Origin of the sequence: Paraoerskovia marina, assembly GCF_900105445.1 — a bacterium.
Classification (GTDB): Bacteria; Actinomycetota; Actinomycetes; order Actinomycetales; family Cellulomonadaceae; genus Paraoerskovia; species Paraoerskovia marina.
This window is the reverse complement of sequence record NZ_LT629776.1, coordinates 2,903,952-2,917,462: the sequence shown is the minus strand read 5'-3', so window position 1 is coordinate 2,917,462 and position 13,511 is coordinate 2,903,952. Positions and strand designations below refer to the sequence as shown.

The window sequence follows — 13,511 nt, the reverse complement described above, 5'->3', positions numbered from 1 at the left end:
TAGTGCCTGCCAGGCACTACCTCGCGCGCTGAGGGTCGACCTCGGCGCAGTTGGTGCAGTTGGCGCAGAGGGCCGAGCGTCAGTCCTCGGACGGCGTGTTCAGACCCGACGAGATCAGGTTCATCACCGACGAGTCCGCGAGCGTCGTGGCGTCGCCGACCTCACGGTTCTCCGCCACGTCGCGCAGGAGGCGACGCATGATCTTGCCCGAGCGGGTCTTCGGGAGCTCGGGGACGACGAGGATCTTCTTCGGCTTGGCGATCGGGCCGATCTCCTTCGCGACGTGGTCGCGCAGGGTCTTCTCGATGGTCGCCGACCCCTCGGGCGTCGAGGCCTCCTCGGCGTGCTCGCCGCGCAGGATCACGAACGCGACGACGGCCTGTCCCGACACCTCGTCCGCGGCACCCACGACGGCGGCCTCGGCCACCAGCGGGTTGGAGACCAGCGCCGACTCGATCTCCGTGGTCGAGAGGCGGTGCCCCGAGACGTTCATGACGTCGTCGACGCGGCCCAGGAGCCAGACGTCGCCGTCCTCGTCCTTCTTGGCGCCGTCGCCGGCGAAGTAGATGCCCTCGAAGCGGGACCAGTAGGTGTCCTTGAACCGCTCCAGGTCGCCCCAGATGCCGCGGAGCATCGACGGCCACGGCTCCGAGAGGACCAGGTAGCCGCCGCCACCGTTCGGGACCTCGTGCGCCTCGTCGTCGACGACGGTCGCCGCGATCCCCGGCAGGGGCACCTGTGCCGAGCCGGGCTTGGTGGCCGTGACGCCGGGAAGCGGCGAGATCATGATCGCGCCGGTCTCGGTCTGCCACCAGGTGTCCACGATGGGCGCCTTGTCGCCGCCGATGACGCGGCGGTACCACATCCACGCCTCGGGGTTGATGGGCTCACCCACGGAGCCGAGGACGCGCAGCGAGGACAGGTCGTACTTCGCCGGGATCTCCTCGCCCCACTTCATGCACGCACGGATCGCGGTCGGTGCGGTGTAGAAGATCGAGACCTTGTACTTCTCGACGATCTCCCACCAGCGGCCCTGGTGCGGGCTGTCGGGCGTGCCCTCGTAGATGACCTGGGTGGCGCCGTTGACGAGCGGTCCGTAGGTCACGTACGAGTGACCGGTGATCCATCCGATGTCGGCGGTGCACCAGTAGACGTCCGACTCGGGCTTGAGGTCGAAGACGTTCTTGTGGGTGAACGCGGCCTGGGTCAGGTAGCCGCCGGTCGTGTGCAGGATGCCCTTGGGCTTCCCGGTGGTCCCGGAGGTGTAGAGGATGAACAGCGGGTGCTCGGCGTCGACCCATGCAGGGGTGTGCTGGACGTCGGCGGACTCGAGCGCGTCGTGCCACCACACGTCCCGGTGGTCCGTCCACGCGGTGTCCTGGCCGGTGCGGCGCACCACCAGGACGTGCTCGACCGTGCTGGCCTCGGCCCCGTCCTTGGGAGCGATCGCGTCGTCGACGGCCGGCTTGAGCGCAGACGGCTTGCCACGGCGGTAGCCGCCGTCGGCGGTGATGACGACCTTGGCGCCGGCGTCGGAGATCCGGCTGCGCAGCGCGTCGGCGGAGAAGCCGCCGAAGACGACGGAGTGCGGTGCACCCAGGCGCGCGCAGGCGAGCATCGCCACGACGGACTCGACGATCATCGGCAGGTAGATGACGACGCGATCGCCCTTCTCGACCCCGAGAGCGGCCAGGGCGTTCGCGGCGCGGGAGACCTCGCGCTGCAGCTCGGCGTACGTCACCGTGCGGGTGTCGCCCGGCTCTCCCTCGAAGTGGATGGCGACACGGTCGCCGTTCCCGGCCTCGACGTGGCGGTCCACGGCGTTGTACGCGGCGTTGAGCTGACCGTCGGCGAACCAACGGGCGACGGGCGCGCCCGACCAGTCGAGCGTCTCGGTGAAGTCCTTCTTCCAGCTGATCAGGTCACGGGCCTGCGTCGCCCAGAACGCCGGGCCGTCGGCAGCCTGGCCGTAGATCTCCGGCTTCGCGTTCGCCTGCGCGGCGAACTCGGGGCTGGGAGGGAACGCCCGGGTCTCGTGGAGGAGGTTCTCCAGACCTGTCTGGGCGGGGGTGGACTCGTTCTCGGGCACGCGGACCTCCTGTGCGCATCGACGCTGGTGCGGTCCGTGGCACGCACGCACGTACGCGCTCGACGGACACGTCGGGGCTCTGCATGCACCCGACGAGCGTGAGTGTAGACCCCTGGCGGTGACCGGGGTCACCCTGGACCGCGATTCGGTCAGGGTGCTGACAAACGTGCCGGAACCGTGGCGACGTCGCACCGGTCCGCCGGTCGTGTGCCGCTCCGGTAGCGTCGGCGCCCGTGAGCCGCATCGTCGACGCCGTCGTCCCGCCCCGGATGGGCCGGGGGTTTCGGTGGCTGCTCGGCTCGTCCTGGGCCAGCAACATCGGTGACGGCATCGCGCTCGCCGCCGGGCCGCTGCTGGTCAACTCCCAGACGGGGTCGGCGTTCCTCGTCGCCCTCGCGGCGGTGCTGCAGCGTCTGCCGTGGCTCGTCTTCGGGCTCTGGGCCGGGGTCGTGGCGGACCGCTGGGACCGGCGCCGCGTGATCATCGGTGCGAACCTCGCCCGCGTGGTCGTGGTCGCGGTCCTCTGCGCGGCGATCGTGTCCGGTTCCGTGAACATCGCCGTCGTGCTGGTCGCGATGCTGCTCATCGGCATCGCCGAGGTCTTCGTGGACACGACGTCCCAGACCCTGCTGCCCATGCTCGTCCGACCTGCGGACCTCGGCACCGGCAACGCGCGGCTCCAGGCCGGCTATCTCACCGCCAACCAGCTCGTCGGACCGCTGGTGGGCGCCTCGCTCTTCGCCCTGGGGGCGGCATGGCCGTTCGTCGTGCAGGTCGTCTGCGTGCTGCTCGCGGTGTACCTGATCTTCCGGCTCGAGCTGCCGTCCCGCACGCTGCCCGCCGGTGCTGGTGCCCGCACCCACGTCCTGCGCGACATCGCCGAGGGGTTGCGGTGGACGTGGAACCACGCGGCCATCCGCACCCTGGCGATCGTCATCCTCGTGTTCAACCTGACCTGGGCGGCACCCTGGGGCATCCTCGTGAAGTACTCGACCGACCACCTCGGGATGGGCGAGGTCGGGTACGGCCTGCTCCTCGCGGCGGCTGCGGTCGGCGGTGTCCTCGGTGTCTTGGTCTACGGTCGCCTCGAGCGCCAGTTCTCGCCGACCGGGCTGATGCGGACCGCCCTCACGCTGGAGGTGCTCTTCCACCTCGCGCTCGCGCTGGCGACGGAGGGATGGCAGGCGGTCGCGATCCTCTTCGTGTTCGGCGTCTACACCTTCGTCTGGGGCACGCTCTCGCGCACGCTGCGCCAGCGTGCTGTGCCCGAGGCCTTCCAGGGGCGCGTCGCCTCGGTCTACGGCATCTGCACCTACGGCGGGCTCGTCGGCGGAACGCTCGTCGGTGGCGTGCTCGCCGAGGTCTGGGGGCTGACGGCACCGATGTGGTTCGCGTTCGTCGGCGCCGGCCTCACCCTCGCGCTGCTGTGGCGCCCGCTCGGCCACGTCTCGGCCGCAGCCCTGCCCGAGGGGGCCGGCCCGGGAGTCGGTCCGGCCGCCCGTGCCCCGGAATAGCCGTCGTGCCCGCTCGGTTGCCGACCCTGTGACCCACGTTCTGCAACCCCTCGTCCTCCGTGACCTGACGATCCCCAACCGTCTCTGGCTGGCGCCGATGTGCCAGTACTCGGCCGTCGACGGCGTCCCGGGCGACTGGCATCTCGTCCATCTCGGGGCGCGCGCCTCCGGCGGGTTCGGTCTGATCCTGACCGAGGCGGCCGCCGTCGTGCCCGAGGGACGGATCTCTCCGCAGGACGCCGGGATCTGGAACGAGGAGCAGGAGCGCGCCTGGGCGCGGATCACCGACTTCGTTCACGGCCAGGGCTCGACGATCGGGATCCAGCTCGCCCACGCGGGCCGCAAGGCGTCCACGTACCGGCCGTGGGCCGACGCGCGGGGCAGCGTCCCGGCCTCGGACGGCGGGTGGACCACCCTCGGGCCCTCCCCGGTCCCGTACCCCGGGTACGACGACCCGGCCGAGATGACCGAGGACGAGATCGCCGCGGTGCCGGGCCAGTTCGCGGACGCCGCGCGTCGCGCCGAGGCCGCCGGGTTCGACGTCGTCGAGATCCACGCCGCCCACGGGTACCTCCTCCACCAGTTCCTCTCGCCGCTGAGCAACCACCGCACCGACGCCTACGGCGGGACGGTCGAGGGGCGCTCGCGGCTCCTCGTGGAGACGGTCGACGCTGTCCGGTCCGTCTGGCCCGAGGGCAGGCCGGTCCTCGTCCGCCTCTCGGCGACCGACTGGACCGAGGGCGGCCTGACGGTCGACGACGTCGCGCACGTCAGCCGGGTGCTCGCGGACCACGGGGTCGACCTCGTCGACGTCTCGTCCGGAGGCAACGCACCCGCGACGATCCCGGTGGGCCCGGGCTACCAGGTCCCCGCCGCGCGCCGGGTGCGCGAGGTGTCGGGGCTGCCGGTCAGCGCCGTCGGGCTGATCACGAGCGCGCAGCAGGCCGAGCAGACGCTCGTCGACGGCGCCGCCGACGCGGTCATGGTGGGGCGCGAGGCGCTGCGCGACCCGATGTGGCCGCTGCGCGTGGCCGCCGAGCTCGGCGGGGACCTGCCGGCCCAGACCCAGTACGCGCGGGCGCCGTACGCCGCGCGCTGAGACTGCCCCGGTCTACGGGGCGGCGGGCCCTGCCGCCGCCTCGTCGAGCTCCATCTGCTCCCGGGCGGCCTTCTCGACGGCCTCGGCCACCTTCGTCGTCACGTCGGCGTGGAAGACCGAGGGGACGATGTAGGTCGGGTTCAGCTCGTCGTCGGACACCGTCGCGGCCAGGGCGTTCGCCGCGGCGAGCAGCATGGTGTCGTTGACGGTGCGCGACTGTGCGTCGAGCAGCCCGCGGAAGACGCCCGGGAACGCGAGCACGTTGTTGATCTGGTTGGGGAAGTCGCTCCGCCCGGTCCCGACGATCGCCGCGTGCCGTGCCGCCTCGGCCGGGTCGACCTCGGGACGCGGGTTGGCGAGCGCGAAGACGATCGCGTCGTCCGCCATCGTCGCGACGTCGTCACCGGTCAGGACGTCCGGGGCCGAGACCCCGATGAAGACGTCTGCGTCCGCGACCGCGTCCCGCAGCGCCCCGGTGAGGTCGCGCGGGTTGGTGTGCACCGCGGTCCAGGCGAGCGCCGGGGACAGGCCGGGGCGCTCGCGGTGGACGACCCCGTCGACGTCTGCGACGACGACGTCCCCGGCTCCGGCCGCGATCAGCAGCTTGAGGATCGCCGTCCCCGCCGCGCCGGCCCCCGAGAGCACGATCCGCACCGTCTTGAGGTCCTTGCCGATGACGCGCAGCGCGTTGGTCAGGGCGGCCAGCGCGACGATCGCGGTGCCGTGCTGGTCGTCGTGGAACACGGGGATGTCGAGCTCGGCGCGCAGGCGGTTCTCGATCTCGAAGCACCGCGGTGCGGCGATGTCCTCGAGGTTGATCCCCGCGAACACGGGCGCGATGGCCTTCACCGTGCGCACCACCTCGTCGACGTCGCTCGTGTCGAGGGCGATGGGGAACGCGTCGATGTCGGCGAACCGCTTGAAGAGCGCCGCCTTGCCCTCCATCACGGGCAGAGAGGCGAGCGGGCCGATGTCGCCCAGGCCGAGGACGGCCGTCCCGTCGGTGACCACGGCCACCGTGTTGCGCTTGATCGTCAGGCGGCGGGCGTCGTCGGGCCGCTCGACGATCGCCTCGCACACCCGCGCGACGCCGGGCGTGTAGATCATCGACAGGTCGTCACGGTTGCGGATGGGGACCTTGGACTCGATCTGGAGCTTGCCCCCGAGGTGGAGCAGGAAGGTGCGGTCCGAGATACGTCCGACGTTGACGCCGGGCACCTCGCGCAGCGCGGTCGAGATCTCCTCGGCGTGGGAGTCACCGCGTGTCGCGACGGTCACGTCGACCGTCATGCGGGCCTGCCCCGACTCGCGCACGTCGAGCGCGGTCACGAGTCCGCCGTGCTTCTCGATCAGGGTGGTGAGCTCGCTGACGGCGGTGGGCCGGGCCTCGACGTCGAGGCGGGCGGTGATGGACGAGGAGACGGACGGGGCAGACATGGTGCCCAGTATGGGTTCAGCGTCCGATATTGGCACGGCGTCGACGGGCCGCCCACGCGATCCCGACGGCGAGCGCGGCCACCCCGAGCAGGACCGTCCCCGTCCGCACGGGGTGCAGGTTCATCCCGAGCCGCACGGGCCGGGTGAACGTGAGCGCGTCCCAGCCCTTCTCGGCCGCCAGCCGGCGCAGCGTGCGGTCCGGGTTCACGACGGCGGCGTGCCCCACGGCGCCGAGCATCGGGGCGTCGGTGATCGAGTCCGAGTAGGCGTAGGAGGCGTCGAGGTCGTACCCGTGCCGGTCGGCGAGCTCGCGGATCGCCGTCGCCTTGTGCTCGCCGTAGGCGTAGAACTCGATGTCGCCGGTGTAGAGGCCCTGGGCGACACCCATGCGGGTCGCGATCGCGTGGTCGGCCCCGAGCGCCGCCGCGATGGGCTCCACGACCTCCTCGCCGGAGGCCGAGACGATGACGACGTCGTGCCCCTGCTCGTGGTGCCGGACGATCAGGTCGACCGCCTCGGAGTACACGACGGGGTCGATGTGCTCGTGCAGGGTCTCGGCGACGATCTGCGAGACCGTCGCGACGTCCCAGCCGGTGACGAGGCTGGACAGGTGTGCGCGCATCCGCTCGGTCTGGGCGGCGTCGGCGCTGCCCATCAGGTACAGCAGGTGGGCGTAGGCGCTGCGCAGCACGTCGCCGCGCGTCAGGAGCCCGCCGCGCAGGAAGGACCGGGAGAAGGCGGCGGTGGACGACGTCGCGATGATCGTCTTGTCCAGGTCGAAGAAGGCCGCGACGCGCCGGGCAGGTGGGGTCGCGGTCATGGGCCGAGCGTATCGAGGTCCGCGCCGAACGTCCGCACCACGGGCCTGCACGTTTGTGCACAGGTTGGCCGGGCCGCGTTCTCCACAGCCCCGGGTGAGGGCCGACGGCGCGGGTGGGCGCGCGACGCCAGAGTGGCGACATGGCAGTGGTGGGGGTGGTCGGAGCACACGGCGGTGCCGGAGCCAGCGGGCTGACGGCCGCGCTGGCTGTGGGTGCCCGTGGTCGTGGGCGCAGCGTCGTCCTGACCGAGCTCGGCACGGCGGGTGGCGGGCTCGACGTCTTCCTCGGCGTGGAACAGGGCGTGGGCCGGCGCTGGCCCGACCTCCTGGCCCCGGGCGACCCGGCCGTCGCGGTCGACGACCTGGTGCGGTGGCGCGGCGTCGACGTGCTCAGCGCCGACCGGCTGCGACCGTGCGACCCGGGGGCCGACGGAGGAGCGCGGGCACGCGCCGTGCTGGACGCGCTCGCCGCCGCGGCGGAGCTCGTGCTCGTCGACGCGGGCCGGGCCCCGGCTCCGGGGGCGGTCAGCGGCCTCGACGCGTGCGACGGGATCGTCGTGGTCGTGCCGCGCACCGTCCAGGGCGTCGCCGGCGCCATCGCTGCTGTTCGCGCGGTGGAGGACCGGGGCCGCGTCGGTGTCGTCGACCGCGTCGGGGGTCCGCTCGGGCGGACCGAGGTCTCCGACGCGCTCGGCCGCGTCGGGTGGGGCTCCGTGCCCGACGTGCGAGGGTTCGCCGAGGCGGTCGACGCCGGGGCCGGGCCACCCGTCGGACGGCGGGACCGGCTCGGGGCCTGGGCCGCGAAAGAGCTGTCGACCGGGCCGCTCGCCGCCCTCTGCGGGACGCGGGCATGAGCGCGGGGCCCCTGCAGCGCTACCTCGACGAGCCGGGAGTCACCGACGTGCTCGTCAACGGGCCGGACGAGGTCTGGGTGGACCGCGGCCACGGGGTCCAGCCCGTGCCGGTCCGGTTCTCCGACGCCACGCACGTTCGTGCACTCGCGGTCCGGCTCGCCGCCGCCGGTGGGCAACGGCTCGACGACGCCAGCCCGCTCGTCGACGCCCGTCTGCCGGGCGGCGTACGGCTGCATGCCGTCGTCGAACCTGTCTGCTCGCAGGGTGCCGTGATCTCTCTGCGGGTTCCGCGCCGCCGGACCATGACCCTCGACGAGCTGGTCGCGGGCGGGACGCTGCCCGCCGCGTGGGCGCCGCTCGTCGCGGGGATGGTGCGTCGTCGTGCGGGAATCCTCGTCGCGGGCGGCACCGGCACCGGCAAGACGACCCTTCTGGCCGCGCTCGTCGGGCTCGTCCCGCACGACGAACGGATCGTCTGCGTCGAGGAGGCGCGCGAGCTCGACCCGGACCACCCGCACGTCGTCCCGCTCACCGCCCGCCGGCCCAACGTCGAGGGCTCCGGGGCGGTCGGCCTGGACGAGCTCGTGCGCGCGGCGTTGCGGATGCGGCCCGACAGGATCGTCCTCGGAGAGTGCCGTGGCGCGGAGGTCCGCGACGTCCTGATGGCGATGAACACCGGTCACGACGGCGGCTTCACCACGCTGCACGCCAGCACGGCGGCGCACGTCCCGGCCCGGCTCGAGGCCCTCGGGGCGCTGGCGGGCATGGACCGGGACACCGTCGCGGCGCAGACCGTCGGCGCGATCGACGTCGTGATGCACCTGCGCCGGACCGGTGGCCGCCGCCACGTCGCCGAGATCGCCACCGCCCGACGAGGGGCGGACGGGCGTCTCGTGATCGCCGCGGCGGCGGTCCACCACGGCGCGGGCGGCACGGACGGACGCGGTCCCGTCGCGGGAGCGGTGCTCGACCCCGACGCCTGGTCGTCGCTCTGGGAACGCTGGGCACCGTCCGCGGCCCCGGTCGCGGGCACCCCGTGACGATCCTCGCGGCGGTGCTGCTGGGCGCCGCGGTCTGGGTGGCGACGTCCCGCCCGCGGCGACGAGCAGTGCTGCGGTCGACGACCGACCGGCGCCCGGTGGCCGACGCTCCGCTCACGCTCGCGCGCGTCTGTGGACATCTTCGTGCGGGGGCGCCGCCCGCGTCCGCCTGGGCGCGTGTCGGTGTCGACACCGACGCCTTCGGGGTCCCGCTCCTCGGGTCGATCCACGCCGCGGTGCCCGACGCCTCCACGGCCCGAGCCGTCCGCGCGGGCTGCCTCGTCGCGGCCGACACCGGGGCGCCGCTCGCCCCGGTGCTCGGACAGGTCGGCGAGGCGCTCGCCGCCGCGGCCGAGGCCGACGACGACCGGGAGGCGGCGCTGGCCGGGCCGCGAACCACCGCCCGGGTGCTCGCGTGGCTCCCGGCGCTCGGCCTCGTGCTCGGGGCCGCCCTCGGGGCGAAGCCGCTCGGGGTCCTGCTCGGAGGAGGCCTGGGAACCGCCGCGCTCGTCGGCGGTGGGGTCCTGCTCGTCGTCGGCTACCGGTGGACGGGCGTCCTCGTCCGGCGCGCCCGTGCGGCCGGCGCCGCATGAGTGCGCTGGTCGTGGCGGGCCTGGTGTGGCTCGGCACGTGCCCGTGGTGGCTCCGAACCCGCGGCGTCGTCCGTCGCGCGGCCGCTCTCGGTGCTCCGCGCCCGACCGGGTCCGGCCCCGACGTCGGCGTGCTGCTCGAGCTGCTCGGTGCGGCGCTGCGCGCGGGGGCGAGTCTGCCCCGTGCGTTCGAGTCGGTCGGCGGGGCGGTCGGCGGACCGGAGGGTGAGGATCTCGCGGACGTCGCCGCGGTCCTCATGCGCGGTGGCTCGTGGACCGAGGCGTGGGACAGGAACGCCACGGGATCCGCGGCGCTCGCGGTCGTCGCCGAGGCACTGCGCCCCGCCTGGGAGCACGGTGCCGCGCCCGCGGACGCCCTGCGGGTCGCGCAGGCCGAGGCGCGTCGGGCAGCGAGTGCCGAGGCCCGTGCCGCCGCCGGCCGGCTCGGTGTGCACCTCGTCCTGCCGCTGGGTGTCTGCTACCTCCCCGCGTTCGTCCTGGTCGGCGTCGTGCCGGTCCTGCTCTCGTTCGGCGCCCGTGCCTTCGTCTGAGGCGATGCCCACGCAGGCGCGGCGTGGAGACCGGAGTGCCTCCGCTGATCCACAGGCGGGCCGAGGCCCCAGGGGTTCCCACAGATCTGCGCGTGCCGCCGGGGCCCCGGCCCGCACGGTCCAGTCTCGTCGTACGGCACGCACCGGGCGGGCCGAGAAGAGGAGAAACCTGATGACCATCCGACTGCACCGCACACTGACCGAGCGCGTCGCCCACCTGCGGGCGCACGGGGAGGACGGTCTGGCGACCGCCGAGTACGCCGTGGCGACGGTCGCCGCCGTGGGGTTCGCCGGCCTGCTGATCGCCCTGCTCAGCAGCGACGAGGTGCGCGGCATGCTGCTGTCGATCATCCAGGGAGCGCTGACGATCTGATGGCACGGACGGCGGCGGACCGACCGGCGGGACAGCGCGGCTCGGTCACGGCAGAGTTCGCGATCGCGCTGCCCGCGCTCGTGGTGCTGCTCGTCGCCGTCCTCACGCTCGCCGCGTCCGCCACGGCCCAGATGCGGTGCGTGGACGCGGCGAGGGTCGCCGCACGGGCGATCGCGCTCGGCGACGACGAGGCCTCGGTCCGGGAGGCGGTGCGGTCGACCGCGGGCGACGGCGCTGAGCTGGCGGTCGTCCCGGGCGAGGACTGGATCACGGTCGAGGTGAGCGCGCCGGTGGTCGGCAGATGGTTCGCCGGGGCACCGCTGCGCGCGAGCGGGAGCGCGGTCGCGCGCAGCGAGCCGTGAGGCAGCGCGGGTCCGGCACGGTGCTGGTGGTCGGTCTGATGGCCGTGGCTCTCGCCCTGCTGCTCGGGATCGGGGCGCTCGCGGCGGCGCAGCATGCCCGGGGAGTCGCGCAGGTCTCCGCGGACCTCGGCGCGATCGCCGGTGCGCAGGCTGTCCGGGCCGGGGGAGACGGGTGCGCCGTCGCCGGTGAGACCGTCGTGCGGAACGGGGCGGCCATGACGGGGTGCGCCGTGCACGGGCGCGGTGTCGTCGAGGTCGAGGCGGTGATCGAGGCGGACGTCGGCGCGCTGCCGGTCGGCACAGCGCGCGCCACGGCCAGGGCGGGACCGGCGGTCTGCCGTCAGCCGGGGGCGTGCGCGAGCAGCGCGTCGAGCAGCGCGACCGCCCCGGCCTTGTCGAGCGGCTCGTTGAAGCTGCCGCACTTGGGCGACTGGACGCAGGCGGGGCAGCCGTCCGCACATGCGCAGCCGGCGATCGCGTCGCGCGTCGCCCGCAGCCAGGTGGCGCCGACGTCGTACCCGCGCTCGGCGAATCCGGCGCCGCCCGGGTACGCGTCGTAGACGAAGACGGTCGCGCGGCCGGTGTCGACGTGCATGTCGGTCGAGACGCCGCCGAGGTCCCAGCGGTCGCACGTCGCCAGGAGCGGCAGCATCCCGATCGACGCGTGCTCGGCGGCGTGCAGAGCGCCGGGTACCCGTGCGGCGTCCAGGCCGGCGGCGTCGAGGACCTCCGCGGGGACGGACCACCAGACCGCGGTGGTCTGGAGCGTACGTTCTGGCAGGTCCAGGGACTCGGTGCCGAGCACCTGGAGGTCGGGCAGGCGGCGCCGCTGATAGCCCACCACCTGGGAGGTGACCTCGACCGGCCCGACTCCCCAGTCGACGGGTCCCCAGGATCGTCGGGTCGTGGCCGGGAGCTCCTCGGCGGGGCCGCCGCCGGGCACGTGCTCCTGCTGGTTGGCGATCAGGATGCTCGTGACGTCGCGCGACCACGTGCCGTGGTCGACGCCGCGCCGCTGCACGAGCGCGACGTGGTCGTCGAGGTCCAGGTGCTCGACGACGTAGGTCTCGCCCTGGTGCACGTACACGGCGCCGTCGTGAACCTGGCCGTCGGCCGAGCCGGCGTCGACGGTGCCCAGCACCCGGCCGGTCTCGGACTCGACGACCCGGACCGGCGCCTCGCCCGTGCCGCGCAGGTCCGTGAGTCCGGCCGCGCCCTGGGCGTGCGTCCAGTACCAGCCGCTCGTCCGCCGTCGCAGCGCGCCCCGGGCGACGAGGACCTCGAGGACGGAGCGCACGTCCGCCGGTCTGCCGAACGACGGCAGGTCCTCCGTGCGGACCGGCAGCTCGGCGGCGGCCGCACACAGGTGCGGGGCGAGGACATAGGGGTTGGTGGGGTCGAAGACGGTGGCCTCGAGCGGTGCGTCGAGGAGTGCCTCCGGATGACGCACGAGGTACGTGTCGAGCGGGTCCTCCCGGGCGACGAACGCCACGAGGCCGTCGGCTCCGGCGCGCCCCGCGCGGCCTGCCTGCTGCCACACCGACATGCGGGTGCCGGGCCAGCCCGCGATCAGCACGGCGTCCAGACCGGAGATGTCGACACCGAGCTCGAGCGCGTTGGTCGTGGCGAGCGCCCGCAGCTCTCCGCCGCGCAGCGCCTCCTCGAGGGCCCGTCGTTCCTCGGGCAGATAGCCGCCCCGGTAGGCCGCGACGCGCGTCGCCAGGCTCGGGTCGACCTGACGCAGGTGCTCCCGGGTCACGGTCGCCACGGTCTCCGCGCCGCGGCGCGAGCGCGTGAACGCGAGACTTCTCGCCCCGTGCACCACGAGGTCGGCCAGCAGGTCGGCGGTCTCGGCCGTGGCCGACCGTCGGGGGCCGTCGTCGGGGTCGAGGTCGCCCTCGACGGGTGCGGCGTCCCAGCCGGGCCTCACGGGTGGCTCCCACAGGGCGAACGTCCGTGCGCCCGCGGGGGACGCATCGTCGGCCACGACGGCGATCTCCTCGGCCGGGACGCCGGCCAGCCGTCCGGCGGTCGTCGCGGGCTCGGCGGTCGTCGCCGAGGCGACCACGACCGTGGGCGGGCGGCTCCCGGCGGGCGCGTAGTGCGCCGCCAGCCGGGTCAGCCGGCGCAGGACGAGGGCGACGTGCGCGCCGAACACCCCGCGGTAGGCGTGCCCCTCGTCGACGATCACGTATCGCAGGGAGCGCAGGAGCCGCGCCCACCGCCGGTGGTTCGGCAGCAGGGAGAAGTGCAGGAAGTCCGGGTTGGTCAGGACGGCGTCGGCGTGGTCCTGGACCCAGCAGCGTTCCTCGAACCCGGTGTCGCCGTCGCACGTGGCGACGCGCAGGTCGCGGGCGCCGGAGGCGTCGACCACGCGCTGGACGCCCGCGAGCTGGTCGGCGGCCAGCGCCTTGGTCGGGCAGATGTACAGCACCGACCCGCGGCCGAGCGTCGACTCGATCCGGCCCGCGTCGAGCACGGTGGCCGCGGTGTCGGCGCGTACCGAGGTCAGTGCGGGCAGCCAGAACGCGAGCGACTTGCCCGAGCCGGTCGACGTCGCGAGCGCGACGTGTCGTCCGGACCACGCCGCCTCGGCGGCCTCGACCTGGTGCCGCCAGGGCTGGTCGACGCCCAGAGACCGGTACCCGGCCACGAGGGCGGGGTCGGCCCAGTGCGGCCACGGGGCGGACTCTCCGTCGCGAGCGGGGATCTCGGCGGCGTGCGTGAGCCGGTCCGCGCGCCGCCCGCCGGCGAGCAGCACGTCGAGCAGCGGGTGCGTCAC

12 protein-coding genes and 1 pseudogene are annotated in these 13,511 nt (G+C 74.1%); 9 read left to right on the top strand and 4 right to left on the bottom strand.

All coding sequences use genetic code 11. The annotated features are described in order from the left end of the window. Window positions 1–79: 79 nt before the first annotated feature. Window positions 80–2,089 (bottom strand): acetate--CoA ligase, encoded by a 2,010-nt coding sequence (gene acs, locus BLU20_RS13220; RefSeq protein ID WP_083372807.1) that lies wholly within the window; start codon window positions 2,087–2,089, stop codon window positions 80–82. A 233-nt stretch (window positions 2,090–2,322) separates the two neighbouring features. Here acs and BLU20_RS13215 point away from each other — a divergent pair, with 233 nt between their 5' ends. Together BLU20_RS13215 and BLU20_RS13210 are read left to right on the top strand one after the other, a co-directional pair. After that, entirely contained in the window at window positions 2,323–3,603 is a 1,281-nt protein-coding gene (locus BLU20_RS13215; RefSeq protein WP_157270505.1) for an MFS transporter, read from the top strand. Window positions 3,604–3,631: 28 nt separating this feature from the next. After that, on the top strand, window positions 3,632–4,702 hold the full coding sequence (locus tag BLU20_RS13210) for an NADH:flavin oxidoreductase/NADH oxidase (RefSeq protein WP_083372806.1): 1,071 nt from the start codon (window positions 3,632–3,634) through the stop codon (window positions 4,700–4,702). A 12-nt stretch (window positions 4,703–4,714) separates the two neighbouring features. Here BLU20_RS13210 and BLU20_RS13205 read toward each other — a convergent pair whose 3' ends face one another. Next, window positions 4,715–6,139, bottom strand: coding sequence for an NAD-dependent malic enzyme (locus BLU20_RS13205; RefSeq protein WP_083372805.1), 1,425 nt, complete (start codon window positions 6,137–6,139; stop codon window positions 4,715–4,717). A gap of 16 nt (window positions 6,140–6,155) precedes the next feature. Continuing rightward, a complete protein-coding gene (locus BLU20_RS13200) occupies window positions 6,156–6,959 on the bottom strand; it encodes an HAD family hydrolase (RefSeq protein WP_083372804.1) in 804 nt (267 codons plus the stop codon). A gap of 140 nt (window positions 6,960–7,099) precedes the next feature. Between BLU20_RS13200 and BLU20_RS14235 the strand changes: the two genes are divergently transcribed. The 7 genes and pseudogenes from BLU20_RS14235 to BLU20_RS14315 form a co-directional block, all read left to right on the top strand. Beyond that, window positions 7,100–7,813 (top strand): pilus assembly protein FlpE, encoded by a 714-nt coding sequence (locus tag BLU20_RS14235; RefSeq protein WP_157270503.1) that lies wholly within the window; start codon window positions 7,100–7,102, stop codon window positions 7,811–7,813. Beyond that, a complete protein-coding gene (locus BLU20_RS14230) occupies window positions 7,810–8,853 on the top strand; it encodes a TadA family conjugal transfer-associated ATPase (protein WP_157270501.1) in 1,044 nt (347 codons plus the stop codon). Before BLU20_RS14235 ends, BLU20_RS14230 begins: the two co-directional genes overlap by 4 nt. After that, on the top strand, window positions 8,850–9,446 hold the full coding sequence (locus tag BLU20_RS13190) for a hypothetical protein (RefSeq protein WP_231959230.1): 597 nt from the start codon (window positions 8,850–8,852) through the stop codon (window positions 9,444–9,446). Before BLU20_RS14230 ends, BLU20_RS13190 begins: the two co-directional genes overlap by 4 nt. Beyond that, a complete protein-coding gene (locus BLU20_RS13185) occupies window positions 9,443–9,994 on the top strand; it encodes a type II secretion system F family protein (protein WP_083373079.1) in 552 nt (183 codons plus the stop codon). The genes BLU20_RS13190 and BLU20_RS13185 overlap by 4 nt, the downstream gene beginning before the upstream one ends. A 172-nt stretch (window positions 9,995–10,166) precedes the next feature. Further along, window positions 10,167–10,367, top strand: coding sequence for a DUF4244 domain-containing protein (locus BLU20_RS13180; RefSeq protein ID WP_029251991.1), 201 nt, complete (start codon window positions 10,167–10,169; stop codon window positions 10,365–10,367). Then, window positions 10,367–10,729 (top strand): TadE family type IV pilus minor pilin, encoded by a 363-nt coding sequence (locus BLU20_RS13175; RefSeq protein WP_083372802.1) that lies wholly within the window; start codon window positions 10,367–10,369, stop codon window positions 10,727–10,729. Before BLU20_RS13180 ends, BLU20_RS13175 begins: the two co-directional genes overlap by 1 nt. After that, window positions 10,669–11,046 (top strand): annotated as a pseudogene (locus tag BLU20_RS14315) (Rv3654c family TadE-like protein); the annotation flags it as partial. The gene BLU20_RS13175 and the pseudogene BLU20_RS14315, both read left to right, overlap by 61 nt. Window positions 11,047–11,069: 23 nt before the next feature. On the opposite strand, the gene BLU20_RS13165 reads toward BLU20_RS14315, so the two are convergent. Continuing rightward, window positions 11,070–13,511 (bottom strand): DEAD/DEAH box helicase, encoded by a 2,442-nt coding sequence (locus tag BLU20_RS13165; RefSeq protein ID WP_083372801.1) that lies wholly within the window; start codon window positions 13,509–13,511, stop codon window positions 11,070–11,072.